Source organism: Sphingopyxis sp. YF1 (assembly GCF_022701295.1).
Taxonomy (GTDB): domain Bacteria; phylum Pseudomonadota; class Alphaproteobacteria; order Sphingomonadales; family Sphingomonadaceae; genus Sphingopyxis.
The window spans coordinates 3,352,441-3,369,225 of record NZ_CP033204.1 but is presented as its reverse complement, the minus strand read 5'-3'; the positions used below and the strand labels follow the sequence as shown (position 1 = coordinate 3,369,225).

The 16,785-nt window shown below is 69.0% G+C and carries 14 protein-coding genes; 7 read left to right on the top strand and 7 right to left on the bottom strand.

Annotated features, from left to right (window positions below; genetic code table 11):
- Together EAO27_RS16340 and EAO27_RS16335 are read left to right on the top strand one after the other, a co-directional pair.
- Entirely contained in the window at positions 1-705 is a 705-nt protein-coding gene (locus EAO27_RS16340) for a hypothetical protein (RefSeq protein ID WP_347567148.1), read from the top strand.
- Positions 702-1,439, top strand: a complete 738-nt coding sequence (locus EAO27_RS16335) for a PepSY domain-containing protein (protein WP_242771735.1) — start codon at positions 702-704, stop codon at positions 1,437-1,439. The genes EAO27_RS16340 and EAO27_RS16335 overlap by 4 nt, the downstream gene beginning before the upstream one ends.
- Before the next feature lie 3 nt (positions 1,440-1,442).
- Here the strand turns inward: EAO27_RS16335 and hutC are convergent, their stop codons facing one another.
- Positions 1,443-2,219, bottom strand: coding sequence for a histidine utilization repressor (gene hutC / locus EAO27_RS16330; protein WP_242771733.1), 777 nt, complete (start codon positions 2,217-2,219; stop codon positions 1,443-1,445).
- A gap of 157 nt (positions 2,220-2,376) precedes the next feature.
- On the opposite strand from hutC, the gene EAO27_RS16325 reads away from it, so the two are divergent.
- On the top strand, positions 2,377-3,390 hold the full coding sequence (locus tag EAO27_RS16325; RefSeq protein ID WP_242771731.1) for a formylglycine-generating enzyme family protein: 1,014 nt from the start codon (positions 2,377-2,379) through the stop codon (positions 3,388-3,390).
- A 22-nt stretch (positions 3,391-3,412) separates the two neighbouring features.
- Here the strand turns inward: EAO27_RS16325 and EAO27_RS16320 are convergent, their stop codons facing one another.
- From EAO27_RS16320 to EAO27_RS16305, 4 genes are read right to left on the bottom strand one after another with little or no spacing between them, the layout of a single operon-like run.
- The gene (locus tag EAO27_RS16320; protein WP_242771729.1) at positions 3,413-5,332 is read right to left on the bottom strand and encodes a TonB-dependent receptor; all 1,920 of its coding nucleotides are present in this window, start codon (positions 5,330-5,332) and stop codon (positions 3,413-3,415) included.
- Positions 5,332-6,186: a hypothetical protein gene (locus EAO27_RS16315; protein WP_242771727.1), complete on the bottom strand. Its 855-nt coding sequence runs from the start codon at positions 6,184-6,186 to the stop codon at positions 5,332-5,334. The genes EAO27_RS16320 and EAO27_RS16315 overlap by 1 nt, the downstream gene beginning before the upstream one ends.
- Before the next feature lie 35 nt (positions 6,187-6,221).
- Entirely contained in the window at positions 6,222-7,382 is a 1,161-nt protein-coding gene (locus tag EAO27_RS16310) for a hypothetical protein (RefSeq protein ID WP_242771725.1), read from the bottom strand.
- 21 nt (positions 7,383-7,403) lie between these two features.
- Positions 7,404-8,378 (bottom strand): aspartyl protease family protein, encoded by a 975-nt coding sequence (locus EAO27_RS16305; RefSeq protein WP_242771722.1) that lies wholly within the window; start codon positions 8,376-8,378, stop codon positions 7,404-7,406.
- Between the two features lie 205 nt (positions 8,379-8,583).
- On the opposite strand from EAO27_RS16305, the gene EAO27_RS16300 reads away from it, so the two are divergent.
- Both EAO27_RS16300 and EAO27_RS16295 read left to right on the top strand, forming a co-directional pair.
- Entirely contained in the window at positions 8,584-9,681 is a 1,098-nt protein-coding gene (locus EAO27_RS16300; protein ID WP_242771719.1) for a histidine kinase, read from the top strand.
- Positions 9,678-10,424 (top strand): LytTR family DNA-binding domain-containing protein, encoded by a 747-nt coding sequence (locus EAO27_RS16295; protein WP_242771716.1) that lies wholly within the window; start codon positions 9,678-9,680, stop codon positions 10,422-10,424. The genes EAO27_RS16300 and EAO27_RS16295 overlap by 4 nt, the downstream gene beginning before the upstream one ends.
- Positions 10,425-10,460: 36 nt before the next feature.
- Here the strand turns inward: EAO27_RS16295 and EAO27_RS16290 are convergent, their stop codons facing one another.
- Entirely contained in the window at positions 10,461-11,723 is a 1,263-nt protein-coding gene (locus tag EAO27_RS16290) for an acyl-CoA dehydrogenase family protein (protein ID WP_242771713.1), read from the bottom strand.
- A gap of 65 nt (positions 11,724-11,788) precedes the next feature.
- Here EAO27_RS16290 and EAO27_RS16285 point away from each other — a divergent pair, with 65 nt between their 5' ends.
- A complete protein-coding gene (locus EAO27_RS16285) occupies positions 11,789-12,799 on the top strand; it encodes a flavin reductase (RefSeq protein ID WP_242771710.1) in 1,011 nt (336 codons plus the stop codon).
- Here EAO27_RS16285 and EAO27_RS16280 read toward each other — a convergent pair.
- The gene (locus tag EAO27_RS16280; RefSeq protein WP_242771707.1) at positions 12,793-14,193 is read right to left on the bottom strand and encodes a sulfatase-like hydrolase/transferase; all 1,401 of its coding nucleotides are present in this window, start codon (positions 14,191-14,193) and stop codon (positions 12,793-12,795) included. The two genes, EAO27_RS16285 and EAO27_RS16280, sit on opposite strands and share 7 nt — an antisense overlap.
- A 296-nt stretch (positions 14,194-14,489) precedes the next feature.
- Between EAO27_RS16280 and EAO27_RS16275 the strand changes: the two genes are divergently transcribed.
- Positions 14,490-16,670, top strand: a complete 2,181-nt coding sequence (locus EAO27_RS16275) for a TonB-dependent receptor (RefSeq protein ID WP_242771705.1) — start codon at positions 14,490-14,492, stop codon at positions 16,668-16,670.
- The last annotated feature ends 115 nt before the right edge of the window (positions 16,671-16,785 follow it).

Genomic DNA, 16,785 nt, shown 5'->3' with positions numbered 1-16,785 from the left:
ATGGCGATCCGCTGGCCGCTTTTCATCCGCCGGACGCACAAGTGGCTGGCGCTCGTCGTCGGGGTCCAGGCGCTGCTCTGGACGCTGACGGGCTTCTACATGGTGGCGGTGCATATCGACATCATCCACGGCGATCATCTGGTCCGCGCGCCCGCGGCCCGGCCCTTCGACCTCTCCGGCCTCGCGCCGCCGGCGCAGGTCGTCGCGGCCGCGCCGGGAGTGTCCGAAATCCGCCTCCAGCGGCTCGGCGACCAGCCCGTCTGGCGCGCCGAAACCCCCGACGGTCCGCGGCTCTTCGACGCGCGGACCGCGGCGCCGCTGCCGCCGCTGGGCGAGGCGCAGATCCGCGATCAGGCACGGCGCATCTACACCGGCGACGGCCGGATCGTCGCGGTGCGCCTGCTGACTAAGGCGCCGCAGGAAATGCAGGCGCGCAAGCCGCCCTACTGGCAGGTCGAATTCGAAGGCTGGAACCGCCCGACGCTCTACCTGTCGCCCGCGACGGGCGAGCTGATCTCGCGCCGCCACGCGCTGTGGCGCGTCTTCGACTTCGCGTGGATGCTCCACATCATGGATTATGACGAGCGCACCGACGTCAACAATCCGCTGCTCCGCGTCGCGACCTGGAGCACCTTTGCCATGGCGCTCACCGGCGCGTGGCTGCTGATCTGGTCCTTCCCGCGGCGCAAGAGGAAAAAGGCATGAAACGGATCCGGCTGACGCCGCTCTTCTTCCGGCGCATCCACAAATGGGTCGGTCTCATCCTCGGCCTCCAGTTCCTGCTCTGGGCGCTCAGCGGGTCGGTGATGGCGCTGCTCGACAAGGACAAGGTCGGCGGCCACGGCGGCGGCATGTCGCACGCACATCCGCTGCCCGAAGGCGATTATTTCGGGCTGGCCGGCCTGCCGCGCGGCGAAGCGGTCGAGGGGCTGGTGCTCCGCGATCTCGGTGCGCGGCCGGTGTATGAAGTCCATGGCGCCAAGGGCGTGCGGCTGGTCGACGCGACGACCGGCGAGGCGATCCGCGTCGACCAGCAGCTCGCGCGCGACGTCGCGTCGATGATGAACGACGCGCCGGTGCGCCAGGTCAGCGTGCTCGCCAGGCCGAACCTCGAGGCGCGCGATTTCGCGGGCGCGATGTGGCGCGTCGACTTCGCCGATGCCGAGAACAGCAGCGCCTATGTCTCGCTCGACACCGCGCGCTTCCTCGTGATGCGCGGCGACACCTGGCGGACGTGGGACTTTTTCTGGATGCTCCACAACATGGATTATGTGAACCGGGCGAGCTTCAACCACCCGCTGATCATCTTCGTCGGCTTCGGCGCGCTGTGGCTGTCGGGGACGGGTTTCTACCTGCTGTTCAAGAGCTTCAGCCGCGCCGATTTCCGCTGGCTGCGGCGCCGCCGCAAGCCCGTCGTGACGCGCAGCAGCGCCGCCTGACCGTCAGTCGTCGATCGAAAAGGCGGCGGACAGTTCGAAGCGCGTGCCGGGGTGCGTCAACCAGGCGTGGCTGACCAGCCGCCCGCGGCTCCACGTCCGCCGCGTCATGCGCAGCACCGGCTCGCCGTCGGCCAGCCCCAGCATCGCGTGCGTGCGCGCGTCGGGCATCATCGCGCTGACGCGGTGCTCGACGCGTTCGAGCGGCGCGATGCGCGTCAGATATTCGTTCGGGGTCCTCTGCGTGAAGTCGATCCGCCCGTAATCGGGCGCGACCGAGGCGAGCACGAAGCGTTCCTCGAGCTGGATCGGGAATTCGGCTTCGTGGTGGATGATCACCGAATGGAACAGCCGGGTGCCGATCGGGACGCCGAGCAGCGGCGCGGTTTCGGCGGTCGCGCGCTCCTCCGAATTTTGCACGACGCGCGCGCGATAGTCGTGGCCGCGCTCGCGGATTTCCTCGGCGATGTTGCGGATTTCGATCATCTGGCCGATCGGCCGCGGCTCGGCGATGAACGACCCGATCCCGGCGCGGCGGACGATGATCCCCGACGCCTGCAACTCGCGCAGCGCGCGGTTCGCGGTCATGCGCGAGACGTCGAAGCGGTCGACGAGCTCGGATTCGGACGGAACGCGGTCGCCGGGCTTCAGCTGGCCGTCGCGGACCGCGTCCGAAATGCTCTGCTTGATCGCGACGTAGCGCGGGGGCGACCGGTCGTCCTTGCCCGCGGTCCCGTTGGTGGCGTCGATTTTCCGGCTTGCTGCGAGCGCATGAGGATTCATCAGCCGTATATACAGGTGATCAGGCGAAAAATCCAACCGGTGTCGCATAATCCGGCGGACTGTCATGGCCCCTCCGCTGGCGGCGGCGCGGCGCTAGGCGGCGGCGTGCGGCTTTGCTATCGCGGACGCGTGCGGCCGCCCGGCCGGACAGGAGAGGATGATGACCCGTTCGACCTTCTTGCTGCTCGGCGCTTCGGCGCTGTGCGCGGCGCTTGCGGCGTGCGGCGATGCCGGCGCCCCCGCCGGGCAACCGGTCGCCGCGACCCCGCGTGCGTGCGCGACGCTCGCCGACACGCCGGTGCGGCTTGCCGGCGGCCGCTTCGTCATGGGCGAGGACGATGTCTATGCCGAGGAGGGGCCGGTGCGCGAAACGACTGTCGCGGGTTTCTGGATCGACCCGCACGAGGTGACCAACCGCCAGTTCGCCGATTTCGTCGCGGCGACGGGCCATGTCACCGTCGCCGAGAAGCCGGTCGACCCGAAACAGTTCCAGGTGCCTGTCGAGCAAATCCCCGCCGACATGCTCAAGCCCGGGTCGGCGGTGTTCACGCCGCCCGATTTCCCATCGAACAACTATGCCGACTGGTGGAAATATGTCCCGGGCGCGAGCTGGAAGAAGCCCTATGGGCCGACCGGACCCGACCGGGTGGCGAACGAACCCGTCGTGCATCTCGCGTGGGACGACATGGTCGCCTATGCGAAATGGGCCGGCGGCAGGATTCCGACCGAAGCCGAATGGGAATATGCCGCGAGTGCCGGAAAGCGGTCGAAGAATGTCCAGCCCGCCGAAGCGAACAGCTGGCAGGGCGCCTTTCCCAACTACAATGCCGAAACCGACGGGTTCAAGGGCGTGTCGCCGGTCGGCTGCTACAAGCCCAACGCGAACGGCCTCTACGACATGGTCGGCAATGTCTGGGAAGTGACCGCCGACCTCTTCCGGCCCGGGCATGACCCCGACGACACCGACAATCCGAAGGGCCCCGACGAAGGCTCGGCCTATGACCCGCTCAACCCGGGCATGGTGTCGCGCACGGTGAAGGGCGGCAGCTATCTGTGCGCCCCCAACTATTGCCAGCGCTACCGCCCGGCTTCGCGGCAGGGGCGCGACCCCGGCATGGGCACCAGCAACGTCGGCTTCCGCCTCGTCTACGACAAGGCGCCGGGGGCCTGACCGGCAGGACAGCGGCGGGGACTCAGCCGAAGTCGGTGGTCAGCGTCGCGGTCAGCCGGCGCGGGAAATTGTAGAGATAGATCCCCGACGGCCCGTTCGCCCAGCCGAACTTGTTGCCGACATTGGCGAGCTGGACACGCAGCGTCGCGGGCGCCTTGCCCAGCTTGAAGCGGTACCGTCCGCCGACGGACGCGATCGCGCGCGCCGGGATGACGAGCGTGTCGTCGCTGCTCGCCACGCGGTCCGACGTGCTTTCGACCACGAGGTCGACCGAGACGGCGGACGCGAAGGGCGGGCGATAGTCGAGTACCGCGGTCGAGAGCCGGCCGAAGCTCGCCAGCGGCTTGCGACCGGCAAGCCCGCCGTCGATGGCATCGCCCGACAGTTTCGCGTCGATCAGCGCGGTCCCGGCGATCGCGGTCAGCCCGGGTGCGATCTGACCCGACAGCGAGAATTCGGCGCCGCGGTGCCGGACATCGCCGAGCTGGCGAAAGACGCGCGCCGCGTCGAGCGAGTAAAAGGGTTTGCGGACCTCGAACACGCCCGCGACCAGCCGGATCGCCGGCGTGATCGACCAGCGCAGCCCGGCGTCGATCTGGCGCGTGCGGATGGCGGGCGGGGCCTCGTCGCGGTTGACCGCGTGTCCCGGGGCAACCGGGCTTTCCTCCAGCCCCTGCGTATAGCCGGCGTAGAGCGCGAGCGACGGCGCGGCGTGGATGGCCGCAGTCGCGTTGAACAACAGGGGCGCGTCGCGGGTGACGATGGCGGGGACGCCGGGCCCGACGACGCGCTTGCGATAATGCGTTTTTTGCAGCCCCAGGCTGATCTCGCCGACATCCTTCCACCGCCCTTCATAGGCGATACCCGCGGTCCATTGGCGCACCGTGTCGCGCGCCTGCGCGCCGAAGGCGGCGGCGGGTTCGGGAAGGGCGACCGGTTCCTCAAGCGGGTGGCGGCCGATGAAGATGCTCTGGCCGCCGCCATAGGTGCGCGCGCGGTCGCGGCCTTTCAGCGACAGGTGCAGTGCGTGCAGGCGCGGCCCGTCGGCGAACCGGCGCGACAGGCGGATCTCGCCGCTCGTCGATCCGGCGGTGCGACCGGGTTCGGCGATCACCACTTCGTCGGCGTTGCCGTCGGGCTGGACGTCGAGGAACAATTGGGTGTGCGACCGGTCGAGCGTCAGTTCGGACCGGAACACGCCTGCCTTCAGCGTCCAGCCGCCGCGGTCCGCCGACGCGATGACGCCGCCGTTGATGATCTCGCCGTCGTTGGTCGCCCAGACCTGCCCCAGCCGCTTCGCGCGCACGATGCGCGGCGGCAGATAGTCGCCACCCGTCAGCAGCAGCGGCGGATTTTCCTCGTCGGAAATGCCCGTGCGGCTCCAGAAGGGGGTGATGGCGATCCCGTCGGCGGGTTCCCAGCGGGCGATCAGCGCCGCGGTGCGATAATCGGCCTCGCCGCCGGTGTGGTTCCGGTCGGCGATCAGCCCGAACCCGGCGCCCAGCGACAGGCGGGCGGTGACCGGTATCTGCGCGTCGACCTCCAGGGCCGACGCGCGGAAGGGACCGTAACGCGCGCCGACGCTGAAGAGCGGTTCGTCCCCCGGGCGGCGCAGGCCATAGTCCGCGATGCCGGTGGGGGCGGGAAAGGGGTAGCTTTGCGCCGACAGCCCGACGCGCATCTGGAGCCCGCCGATCAACCGGTCGGTGAAGCTGCCCTGCTGGTCGATATACAGGCCGTCGAGGCGGATATTGCCGGCCTCGGCAGCCGAAAAGCCGCGGACGTAATTGGGGTTGTAGATGCCGATCTGCTCGCCGCCGATCGAGGTACCGAAGGCATCCTCGGCGCTCGTCGTCGCATTGTCGTCGCTCCGCTGTGCAAGCGCGGACGCCGGGGTCGCGGCGAGCGCGAACGCCAGCGCGGCAAGGGAAGCACGGCGCATCACCGCACCGCCTTCATGCGGCGCCGGACCTCTTCCCAGTCGGTCATGAACATCGCGGCGGCCAGCCGCGCGGCGGGCCGCTCGGGGTTCAGCCGGTCGCTGCGCAGGTCGTCATTTTCCTGCGAGTAGCTCGACATGTGGACGAGCAGCGGATGCACCCCCGCCGATCCCGGCTGGTACCAGCTGCGGTCGTTCTGCAACTGCATCGCCAGCGGACGCGGTCCCCACGCATATTCGGAATCGGGATCATAGTCGGGGAGCGTGTCGGCGACATAAAGGCCATAGGCCGAGCCGGTCCGGACCTGCAGGCTGCCGTCTTCGACGCCCTCCGCCTGAACCTGGCGGCGCGCCATCATGTCATAGGGGTTGAGAAAGACGTTGAGCACCGCCGCCTCTTCGGAGGTCGTGATATAGCGGCCGTCGCGCGGCACCGTGTCGGCGTTGCCCTCGATCACGCTCTTTGCCCGCAGGCTGAAGATCGCGCCGACCAGCCGGACCCCGTCGATCGTCGGAACGACGGAGATGTTGATGTCGGCCTGCACGCTCGTCCCGCGCACGTCGCGCAGCGAGGGTTGCTGCATCAGCGCGTCGAAGGCGACCATCGCCCGCCGGCGCAGCAGGTCGATCTCGGCAACCGGGATCGGGGACTGCATGCGCGGCTGATGGACATGGATGTCGGGCGCTTTCGACGACCAGCCGGGCAGGCCGGCGCCGGGGTCGGGCGCATCGGCGGACCAGCGCTGCATCAGTTTCTTGGGCGCGCGGCTGTCGCCGGGCGCGGCGATCGCTGCGGGGATCGCGGGAGCACTGACGGCAAGGCCGAGCAGGACGAGTTTGAGGAAGCGATGGTTCATTGGTCGGGCTTTCGGAAAAATGGGAGGGAGGAGGGTCAGCCGGGGACGCCGAGCGCGCTGCCGATCCCGCGCAGCAGGCCGCGCTTCTTCTTCGGCTTCGCCTCGCTTGCGGGTGCGTCCGAATCGCCCTCGTCGCCGCTGCCCGCCAGCATCGCGGCGAGGTCGACGCCGAGCATGCTCATGTGCGTCGCCCTGGTACGCAGCTTGACCGCCCAGCCGGCGGGGGCTTCGCGCGGGGCGCCGTAATTGGCTTCGGGCCCGAACGCGGTCATCATCAGCATCGCCGAATCGGTCGCCTTGCCGACCGCCGACGGAACGACGCATTCGGTCGCTTCGGGCGCCAGCAGGATGCGCTGCTGGACAAGGCGCGCGATATCCGATTGTTCGAGATAGTCGGGCAGCGCCATGCCGGGCATGCGCACCGCGCTCGACGTCCACATCACGACCGTGCCGTCGTCGCGCGCGCCGGTGACGGTCAGGATAAGCCCGCGCGCATTGGCGAGCGTCGGCCAGCTGACCTTGACCGCGCCCGATGCGAGTTCGGCGTTGCGCGGCGCCAGCGCCGCGAGGAAATCATTCGCGGGGGCCACAGTAAAGCGCATGTCGGGCGAATAATTGCCCTGCACGACATGGTCGCCGGCCAGCGAGGCGTTGCGCGGCACGCGCGTACCCTTTCGCCCGTTCGGCCATTCGCCATAGGTCGCATGGCTGGCCGTGGACGGCGGTGTCATCGCCCGTACATTGGGGCCGGTGCCAAAGGGGGAGGGGCCGCCGGCCTTCATCGCCGCCAGGTCGATCACCACCGGCTGGCCGGCCGGGGCGGTTTCGCCGCAGCCCCAGTAAAGTTCGATGCGGCCCTTGGGCTGTTCGGCGGTTCCCGGCCGGTAATCGGCCCTGCCGTCAACCTTGGGTTCGGCGCCCGCGGGCGTGACGAGCGGCAGCCGTTCGCCGGCGCCGAGGATCTGGGGCGGCAGATGTTCGGCGCTGGGCGCGGGGTTGCGGCGCACCGAGCCGAGCTGGAGCAGGAGGTTCTTTTCCACCCCGGCGGGCTGGCCGGTCGCCATCCCCGACACGGTTTCGGCGGAGAGCCAGTAGACGGCCTCGACTTTCGGCTTGGGCGCCTGCTGCGCGGTGGCGGCGGTCGCGGCGAGGGCGATCGCGCCGAGGCCGGCGCCGGCGGTGAGCATCTTGTTCATGGGGAGCGTCCTTCGGAAGGGTCAGGATGCCGGCGCGTCGCGACGCGGCGCAGCGGGCGGGGAGATGTGGAGGCGCAGCCCCGGATGATCGATGACGAAGCGCCGGTCGGCGAACATGTCGATCCCGAGGATCACGGCGGGCTGTTCGGGCGTGAAGCCCAGCACCTTGAACACCGAAAGGTCGGCGATGCGCACCTTGCGCCCTTCGACCTTCGCCGCGCCGATCGTCAGCGCGGCGATCGGGGCCTCGACGCTCGGCATCGCATGATTGGTCGCGCCCTTGATATCCGAAGCCTTGGCAAGCTCCGGGCTGTCGGGCGACAGGCCGATCGCCCTGGCCGCCGCCCAGTTGATGATCGTTCCGCGCGCGCCGGTGTCGAGCACCGCGGGCACTTCGACCCCGTTGAGGCGGATATTCAGCCGCGGCGCGCGCATGTCGTCGAGCGTGAAGGGCACCGACGCCGTCATCCCGTCGAGCATTGCGGCCTCGACCCGGGGCGTCATGCGCCAGCGTCGCCCGGGCATGTCGAGCTCGACCGCGAAGTCGGCGATGATGTCGGCGCCCAATATGCCGTCGATGCCCAGATGGTCGGTCGGTCCGGGGGGCAGGAGCATCAGTTCGGGCGACGGAAAGGCGTGGCCCGCGACGCGCACCTCCTTGACGACGGCGGTTTCGACCTCGCTCCGCCCGGCGGCGCCGTCGAGCGGGTCGTCGGACAGTTTCGCGACGAGGCCGGGCATCGCGGCGCGCAGTTTCGGCATGATCGTGGTGCTGCTCGCGGCGGTGTCGATGACGAAGCGCTTCGGGGCCGAGCCGTCGATGCTGACCAGCACGACCGGGTGGCCCGTCGGCAGGATTTCGAGCGACTCGCCGGCGGCGACGGGCGTGGTGACGGCGGTTGGTTCGGCGGCGATCACCCGCGCCTGTTCGGCAATGACGAGCGCGCCGAGCAGGCCGAAGGCGGCGAGGCCGTGGCGATAGCGGACGAGGGACATATCGGATCTCCTGGCGGCGACGAGCCGCTGACGGAGCCCGGTTATGTCCGGGGGCGGCGCTGCTCCACGCGCCTGCGACGAAGCCCGGAAACGCCTCGCCGGAGCCCGATGCCGCGCGACGAAGGCCGACGCTGGTGCGACGAGCAAGGACGTCAGCACCGCGCATTTCCATTATGCTCGGCTTAAATTACACAATGGAATCGCCATGCCGCTGAAACCCGAACATCGTCAGACGCTCTATCTGGTCGCCGCGACCTGGATATTGTCGGGCATACTCTACCTCATCCCCTATCATCTGTTCAGCGGCGCCAGCCTTTACGTCACCGTTTCGGTGATCAACATCTGCGTGATGGGGGCCTTGCTGTCGGGGGGCGTCTATTGGGCGGTGCGGGCGACGCGGCGGCGCAATGCGGCGGTCCGGCTGGCGGCCATGGGGGTCGCGGTCATCCTCGCGTCGGGGACGCTCGCGCTCGTCGATGCGGCGACCGGCGAGTGGATCGGGCGCCTCGTCGTCTCGTCGCAGCAGGCGGCGCCCTTTGCGCTGCGCGCGACGAACAATTTCATCGCGTTGGTCTGGCAGTTCGCATTGCTCGGCGCGGCATTCTCGGTGATCGAGGCGAACGGGCTGGCGCGCGAGCGCGAACGCGAACTCGCGGCGGCGCGCGAGGCGGCGAGCCGGGCCGAGGCCGCGGCCAGCGCGGCGAGCCTCGCGGCGCTGCGCTACCAGCTCAACCCGCATTTCCTGTTCAACACGCTCAACGCGATCTCGTCGCTGATCGTCACACGCGAATATGCCGCCGCCGACGCGATGCTCGCCAAATTGTCCGAATTCCTCCGCGCGACGCTGTCGAGCGACCCCGAGGTGCTGCTCCCGCTCGAGGACGAACTCGCGACGCTGCAGCATTATCTGGAGATCGAGAGCGTGCGCTTCGGCGAGCGGCTCGCGGTCGAGTTCGTGTGCCCGCCCGGCCTCAACGACGCGCTGGTGCCGGGGTTCCTGCTCCAGCCGCTGGTCGAAAATTCGATCAAATATGCGCTCGCGCCGTCGCCGGTTCCTGTGACGATCCGCGTCGAGGCGTCGGCCGACGACGACGCGCTCGTCGTCACGGTCGAGGACGACGGCACCGGCCACCCCGGCGACATGCGCCCCGGCACGGGGCTGGGGCTGACCAACGTCCGCCAGCGGCTCCGCACGCTCTATGGCGCGGCGGGCAGCCTCGAAACGCTCAAGCGCGAGAGCGGCTTCCTCGCGGTGGCGCGCCTGCCGCTTCGCCGCCGTGCGGCCGCGCCGACCGCCGCATGACCGCGCTGCGCGTCCTGCTCGTCGACGACGAACCGCTCGCGCTGCGGCGGCTCGAAACGCTGTTCGGCGACATCGACGGCGTCGCGGTGGTGGGCAGCGCGGCGAACGGCGAAGAGGCGGAGGAGCGCATCGCCGCGCTCGCGCCCGACCTTGTGATGCTCGACATCTCGATGCCGCAGAAGAGCGGGATCCGCGTCGCCGCCGACCTTGCGGTCGACCCGCGCCCCGAGATCGTCTTCGTCACCGCCTTCGAACATTATGCCCCCGACGCGTTCGAGGTCGACGCCGCCGACTATCTGCTGAAGCCCGTGCGCTTCGACCGCCTCCGCCAGGCGGTCGAGCGCGCGCGCCGCCGCCGGGCGCTGCGCGACGCCGCCGACCGGCTGGCCGGCCTGCCAGGGCCCGACGCGCGCAGCGACGCGATGTGGATCCAGGTCGCGAACGGCAACCTGCGCCTGCCGTTCGATCAGATCGAATGGGTCGAGGCCGCGAAGGACTATGTCCTCCTCCACACCGCGACGCGCAGCTATATCCACCGCATCTCGATGACCGCGCTCGAACAATTGTTCGATCCCGACCGGCTGATGCGCGTCCATCGTTCGGCGTTCATCCGGCCCGCGCTGGTCAAGGCGGTGCAGCGGCTGGGCAAGGGGCTGATCGCGCTCGAGATGGAGGATGGCGCGGTCGTCCCCGTCGGGCCCAGCTACGTCAAGGCGGTGCTCGCGCGGCTGGGGCTCGACTGATCGCGGACCGGACGGGCGGCGCCGTCCCCTCCCGGGTCAGAGCAGCAGCGAATTGGGCGCCAGCCCGACGAGCGCGCGGCCGTGGAGTTCGGTCGCGACGTCGAGGTCGTAGACGATGTGGCTCTGCATGACCTGCACGTCGCGCAGCAGCCGCTGCATCGGATTGTCGAGCGCGTGGACGCTCGATCCGACCGCCTCGCAACAGGTGCGCACCGCCTCGACGCATTGCTGCACCGCGATCGCGATCTCGGCGCGGATGCGGATGCGCTCGCCCGTCTGCTCGGGTTCGTCGATCTCGCCGATCAGCAGATTCTCGCGCGCGGCGGCGCGGATCGTGCGTTCGGCCGAGCGCGCGAGCAGGTCGGCGCGCGCGAGGCGCATCTGCCCCGCGGGTTTCTCGACGCTCGTCGTCGTGCTCCCCAGCTTGACGTGTGCCCGGAGCCGGTCGCGGCACAGCATCACCGCCTGCCGCGCGGCGCCGAGCGCCGGGATCGCCGCGGTGACGCACAAATTGGGCAGCATCGGCGAGCCATAGAGGCCGGGACCGTGGATCGCCCGCCCGTTGCCGCGCCCCGACCGCACCGGCTGGACCGCGAACTGATGGCCTTCGGGGATGAACAGGTCGTCGACGGCGATATCGTTGCTGCCCGTCGCCGCCATGCCCGCCATCTGCCAGGTGTCGATCACGCGGACATCCTCGGCGCGCATCAGCATCATCCGCACGACGGGCGCGCCGCCCGCGACGGGTTCGAGCGCGTTGAGCATGATCCAGTCGGCGTGCATGACGCACGTGCCCCATTTCCAGCGGCCGCTCAGGCGAAATCCGCCCTCGACCGGGGTCGCGACCCCGGGCGGCGCCGCGGCGCTCGGGGCGATGACATAGGGGGTGCGCCCCCACACCTCGGCCTGCGTCGCCTCGGGCATCTGCGCGATCAGCCAGTTGTGCTCGGCGGCGAAACAGGCGGTCCAGCCGGTCGAGGGGCACGCCTCGGCGATCGGCAGCGTCGCGCTGATATAGGTGTCGGGATCGAATTCGAGCCCGCCGAAGCGGCGCGGCACATAGAGGTAGAAATAGCCGCTCTGGCGCAGCGCCGCCCACACCTCGTCGTCGGGGCGACGGTCGCGCTCGGCCGACGCCGCCTTGCTCGCGACGAGCGGTTTCAGCGCCGCCATGCGCGCGATCAGAACGTCGGGGGTGATCGCGGCGACCGCGTCGGGGGGCAGAAAATCGTCGCCGGCGGGAATGCGGCGGTCGGCCAGGCTTTCGGGCATCATCGTCTCCATGCTTTTCGCCAGCATAGGGTGTCGCAAAGGATAATGTCAACTAGGTTGACTAAATTCCTTCGCCGCGTCATGGTCGCACGATGACGCAGCCGCCCGCCTACCCGCCCTCCCACTTGCACGCCGCCGCCCTGCGCGGCGCGCTTCGTTCGCTCGTCCGCCCGGTCGCCGTCGTCACCGCGACGCACGCCGGGCGCCATCATGCGATGGCGGCCACCGCCTTTTGCGAGGTGAGCATGGACCCGCCGTCGATGCTCGTCTGCATCAACCGCGCGAACGCGACGCATGCGGCGGTCGCGGCGGGGGTCGACCTGTGCCTCAACCTGCTTGCCGAGGACCAGGCCGACGTGTCGTGGCGCTGCGGCGGGGGCGTCGCCGCGGCCGAGCGCTTCGACGCCGGCGACTGGCTGTTCGAGCCCGAACGGCCGCCCCGGCTCGCCGGGGCTTGCGCCGCGATCGTTCTGCGCCCGGTGACGATCGTCGAGCATGCGACGCACGCCGTCGTGATCGGCGAGGTCGTCGATGTCGGTGCGACGGGGCCGACGGCGCCGCTCGCCTTCCACGAGGGCGCCTATCTCTTCCCGCTTGCGCACGCGGCGCTCAATTTGGTTGCGCATTCGGCGCGGCTGGGCGAAGCGGACGGCATGCAGGACGGCTATCTGATGCTCGACGTGATGCGGGCTTTCTACTGGTTCGACGAAGGATTGCAGTCGGCGCTGCGCGCGCGCGGCTGGGACGCGGTGTCGCGGTCGCAGTCGATGACCTTTGCCAATATCGCGCTCGGCGTGCGCCGCCCCGCCGATCTGGCGCGCAACCTCGGCATCACGCGCCAGGGGGTCAGCAAGATGCTGCAGGAGATGGTCGAGCGCGACTGGATCGTCATCGAACCCGACCCGACCGACAAGCGTGCGTCGATCGTCGCATTCAGCGAAAAGTCGCAGCAGCTGCGCGCCGACGCGCTCGAAATCCTCGGCAAGATCGATGCCGCGCTCGGCGAGCGGATCGGGGGCAAGGCGCTCGACGCGCTGCGCGCCACGCTCGCGCGCGACTGGGGGGCGCCGCCCGAGATTGCGGCACCCGACCGCGCTCAATAACCCGCGAGGTGGCCGTTGCCGCGCAGTTCGTAGCTGAAGGTCGACGGCAGATAGGGCAGCATGTCGGCGTCCCACGCCGCGAAGGCCGCCTTCAATCGCTCGAAATCGGCGGGCCGGACCGTCTTCAGATTGGCGACCTCGCGCGGATCGGCGGCGATGTCGAACAGGAATTCGTGTCCGCTCATCGCCAGATATTTGAGGTCGCCGTCCATCGCCGCGCGCTGGTCCTGCGCCTTGTGGCGCCAGAATAGCGGGCGCGGCTCCCCGGTCGCCCCGGCGGTGAGGTCGGGGAGCAGGTTGCGGCCGTCGAGGGCGGGCCAGTCCGCCTGCGGCACCCCCGCCGCGGCCAGCAGCGTCGGCACCCAGTCCATCGTGATGTTCACCAGATCGCTTCGCGTGCCCGCCTTGACCCGCCCCGGCCAGCGCAGCAGCGTCGGGACGCGGATGCCGCCTTCGAGCAGTTCGCCCTTCATCCCGCGCAGCGGCCAGACCTTCGAAAAGCGCTCGCCGCCATTGTCGCTGGTGAAGATGACGATCGTATTGTCGGCCTGGCCGTTGGCGTCGAGCGCCGCGAGCAGCCGCGCGACGCCGCGGTCGAGGCTTTCGACCATCGCGGCGTAGACGGCGTTCGATCCGCCGTCATAGTGGAAGGAATCGCGGATCGTCTTCGCGACCTCCTCGTCGGCGGGTCCCTCCCACGGCCAGTGCGGCGCGGTGAAATGCGCGCTCAGCAGAAAGGGGCGCCCCGCGTCGCGCAGCCGGCCGAGCTCGGCGACGCAGCCATCGGCGATCAGGTCGGTCAGATAGCCGGTGCGGTGGATCTCGGTCTCGTTTTCCCACAGATCGTGCTGGAACCGGCCGCGGATCGTCATGCCATGCTCGAAATAGTCGGCGCCGCCCTGATAGATGCCGAAAAAGCGGTCGTAGCCGCTCTTGCGCGGGCCATGGTCGGGCAAGCCGCCGAGATGCCATTTGCCGACGAGCGAGGTGGCATAGCCGGCGCGTTTCAACAGGTCGGGCAGCGTCACCACCGAATCGGCCAGCCCGAGCTCGGGATGCACGCCGAGCGGTTCGTCGAGCCCGGCCGGAAAACGATATTGGTAGCGCCCGGTCATCAGCGCGAGTCGCGTCGGCGAACAGACGCTGCTGTTGGCGTAGGAGCGGTGCAGCGCGACGCCGCCCGCCGCCAGCGCGTCGAGCGCGGGGGTCGCGATATCGTCGCGCCCGAAACAGCCGAGATCGGCAAAGCCCAGGTCGTCGGCGAGGATGAACAGGATATTGGGCGCCTGTTGCCCGGCCGGGCGCGCGGCGGCGCGCGCGCCGACCAGTCCCGTCATCGCCCCGGCCATCGCCGATACCGCACCCGCCTTAACCAATGTCCGTCGTGACAGCATCGCCATTCCTTCTCGCGCATTCCGGGGCGGTTCCGGCCCCTTTTTCCTGCCGGTTCTTCCGCCCGGCGCGGCGTGCGGCATCGGCGGACAATGCCGAAATTCGCGCCGTTCCGCCAGTTTTCCGGCATGGCCATGCTTTCGCATCGCGGCAATTATGTCAACCTACTTTACATTTTATACTTAGAACCCTAAACGATTCCCGACAGGCGGACAGCATCCGGAAAAACCGGAGCCGCCGGCAAAGGCGCCGTCCTTCGCGTTCGATGCGGAGTCGCGGCCTCAGAGGGAGAGAGTGGATGTTTGGCAATGTAGCGCATGGTCTTCCGGTCCGGGTCTGCCTGATCGCGTCGGCGGCTTCGATCCTTACCGCCGTCCCGGCGCTGGCACAGGATGCCGCGGGCGCGGCGGGCGATGAGAATGTCATCGTCGTCACCGCGCAGAAACGCGAGCAGGATGTCCAGGACGTTCCGATTTCGATGACCGTCGTCGGCGGCGAACAGCTCAGCGACCTCGGCATCAAGGACTTCACCGAACTCGACCGCTACGTCCCCAATTTCTATGTCCAGACCACCCCGGGGAACAACGCCTTCTACATTCGCGGCATCGGCTCGACCCCCGGCAACCTGGCCTTCGAGCAGACCGTCGGCCTGTTCGTCGACGGCATTTACGGCGGCCACGCGCGCCAGTTCCAGGCGCCCTTCCTCGACGTCGAACGGATCGAGGTGCTGCGCGGCCCGCAGGGCGCGCTCGTCGGCAAGAATACCAGTGCGGGCGCGATCAGCGTCGTCAGCGCGCGCCCGACGCGTGATTTCCGGGCGACGCTCGAGGGCAGCTACGAATTCGAGCTCGGCGGCACGCGCCTCTTCGGCATGGTGTCGGGACCGCTGTCCGACGCGGTGAGCGTTCGCGTCGCCGGCCAGTATGAGGACAGCGACGGCTATATCGAAAACACGCTGCTCGGCGGGACCGAACCGAAGCGCAAGAGCCTGTTCGGGCGTGCGTCGCTGCTGATCGACCCGGGCAACGGCGCCGACCTGCTGATCCGCGTCGAGGGCGGCAAGGTCGATCTGACCGGCAATGCCGTCGAACGCTATCTGACCGCGAACGACCCCGACCTCAAGCGCGAGACCGGCGGTTTTCCGGGGTTCATGGACAAGGATTACGACAACACCGACAGCCTGAACGCCAGCGCGACCGCGAATATCGAGATCGGCGACCATGTGCTGACCTCGGTCACCGGCTTTTCTTCCTATGACTTCGAAAAGAAGGTCGACGCCGACTTCGGGCCGGCCCCGGCCTTTGCGTCGCTTTTCGCCGAAAAATTCAGCCAGATGTCGCAGGAAATCCGCCTCGCCTCGCCGACGACGGGCCGGTTCGAATATATCCTCGGCGCCTATGCGCATGTGAACGACTATGACCTGTTCGGCACCACGCTGATCCGTTTCGGTCCATTCAACGGCCGGTCCGACCGGGTCTTCCGCCAGGAGAATGTGACCTGGTCGGGTTTCGGCAGCGCGACCTGGCATCTGACCGACGCGGTGCGCGCGATCGCCAGCCTGCGCTACACCTACGACCGCAAGACCGCCGACCAGACGCGCTCGAACAGCGGGGCGGTCCAGCCGACGTGGCTCGCGACGCCATTGTCGGGGCGGCGCGTCGAAAAGGAATGGGATCCCTCGGCGGCGCTCCAGTGGGACGTGTCGGGCGATGTGATGCTCTATGCCTCCTATGGCCAGGGGTCGAAGGCGGGGGGCTTCATCGGGGCGCAATCGACGACCACCCTCGCGCAGTTCCAGATCGAGGCCGAGGACGCCGAGACCTTCGAGGTCGGCGCCAAGCTCGCGCTGCTCGACCGGCGCCTGCGCCTCAACCTCGCGGCATTCCGCACCGACTTCACCAATTTGCAGGTGTCGTCGTTCGACGCGGTCAGCAACAGCTTCATCACCAGCAACGCGGGCAAGGCGCGCAGCCAGGGTATCGAGGCCGATGCCAGCTGGCAGGTCGCCGACGGCTTCGCGCTCAGCGGCTCGCTCGCCTATCTCGACGCGAAATTCATCGATTTCCCCGGCGCGCCCTGTCCCTTCACCAACCCGACCTGCGTGCCCGCGAACAACAATGCCGCGGGGCAGCCGCTGCCGCGCTCGCCCAAATGGAGCGGGACGCTGTTCGCCGACGTCGCCGTACCGCTCGGCGGGGCGATCGACTTCGTCGCCAACGGCGGCGTCACCTTCCGCAGCAGCGCCTTTCTCGAGGAAAGCTTCAACCCGGCCGCGGCGCAGGACAGCTTTGCCAAATTCGACCTCCGGCTCGGGATCCGGGGCGCGAACAAGCGCTGGGAGCTCGCGCTGGTGGGCAAGAATCTGACCGACGAGCTGACCGCCAGCCATGCCTTCAACACCCCGCTCGCTGCCGGGGTCATTTCGAAATTCCTGCAACCCCCGCGGACGATCGCGGTGCAGGCGAAATTCCAGTATTGAGGAGGTGCTGCGCCCCGGTCGCGGCGGACGGCGCGCGCCGCCGCCGTTCGCGGCCGGTCGCGCAAATCGTGCGGGCTGCCGCGCGCATCTTGTCAATTAAATAAGTTGAGTTATG

Bases quoted from the DNA above. Each gene is read 5' to 3' on its own strand.
- EAO27_RS16320 (WP_242771729.1), bottom strand. From the start codon at position 5,332: ATGCGCCGTGCTTCCCTTGCCGCGCTGGCGTTCGCGCTCGCCGCGACC.
- EAO27_RS16340 (WP_347567148.1), top strand. From the start codon at position 1: ATGGCGATCCGCTGGCCGCTTTTCATCCGCCGGACGCACAAGTGGCTG.
- EAO27_RS16315 (WP_242771727.1), bottom strand. From the start codon at position 6,186: ATGAACCATCGCTTCCTCAAACTCGTCCTGCTCGGCCTTGCCGTCAGT.
- hutC (WP_242771733.1), bottom strand. From the start codon at position 2,219: ATGAATCCTCATGCGCTCGCAGCAAGCCGGAAAATCGACGCCACCAAC.
- EAO27_RS16280 (WP_242771707.1), bottom strand. From the start codon at position 14,193: ATGCTGTCACGACGGACATTGGTTAAGGCGGGTGCGGTATCGGCGATG.
- EAO27_RS16300 (WP_242771719.1), top strand. From the start codon at position 8,584: ATGCCGCTGAAACCCGAACATCGTCAGACGCTCTATCTGGTCGCCGCG.
- EAO27_RS16290 (WP_242771713.1), bottom strand. From the start codon at position 11,723: ATGCTGGCGAAAAGCATGGAGACGATGATGCCCGAAAGCCTGGCCGAC.
- EAO27_RS16310 (WP_242771725.1), bottom strand. From the start codon at position 7,382: ATGAACAAGATGCTCACCGCCGGCGCCGGCCTCGGCGCGATCGCCCTC.
- EAO27_RS16285 (WP_242771710.1), top strand. From the start codon at position 11,789: ATGACGCAGCCGCCCGCCTACCCGCCCTCCCACTTGCACGCCGCCGCC.
- EAO27_RS16275 (WP_242771705.1), top strand. From the start codon at position 14,490: ATGTTTGGCAATGTAGCGCATGGTCTTCCGGTCCGGGTCTGCCTGATC.
- EAO27_RS16335 (WP_242771735.1), top strand. From the start codon at position 702: ATGAAACGGATCCGGCTGACGCCGCTCTTCTTCCGGCGCATCCACAAA.
- EAO27_RS16295 (WP_242771716.1), top strand. From the start codon at position 9,678: ATGACCGCGCTGCGCGTCCTGCTCGTCGACGACGAACCGCTCGCGCTG.
- EAO27_RS16325 (WP_242771731.1), top strand. From the start codon at position 2,377: ATGATGACCCGTTCGACCTTCTTGCTGCTCGGCGCTTCGGCGCTGTGC.
- EAO27_RS16305 (WP_242771722.1), bottom strand. From the start codon at position 8,378: ATGTCCCTCGTCCGCTATCGCCACGGCCTCGCCGCCTTCGGCCTGCTC.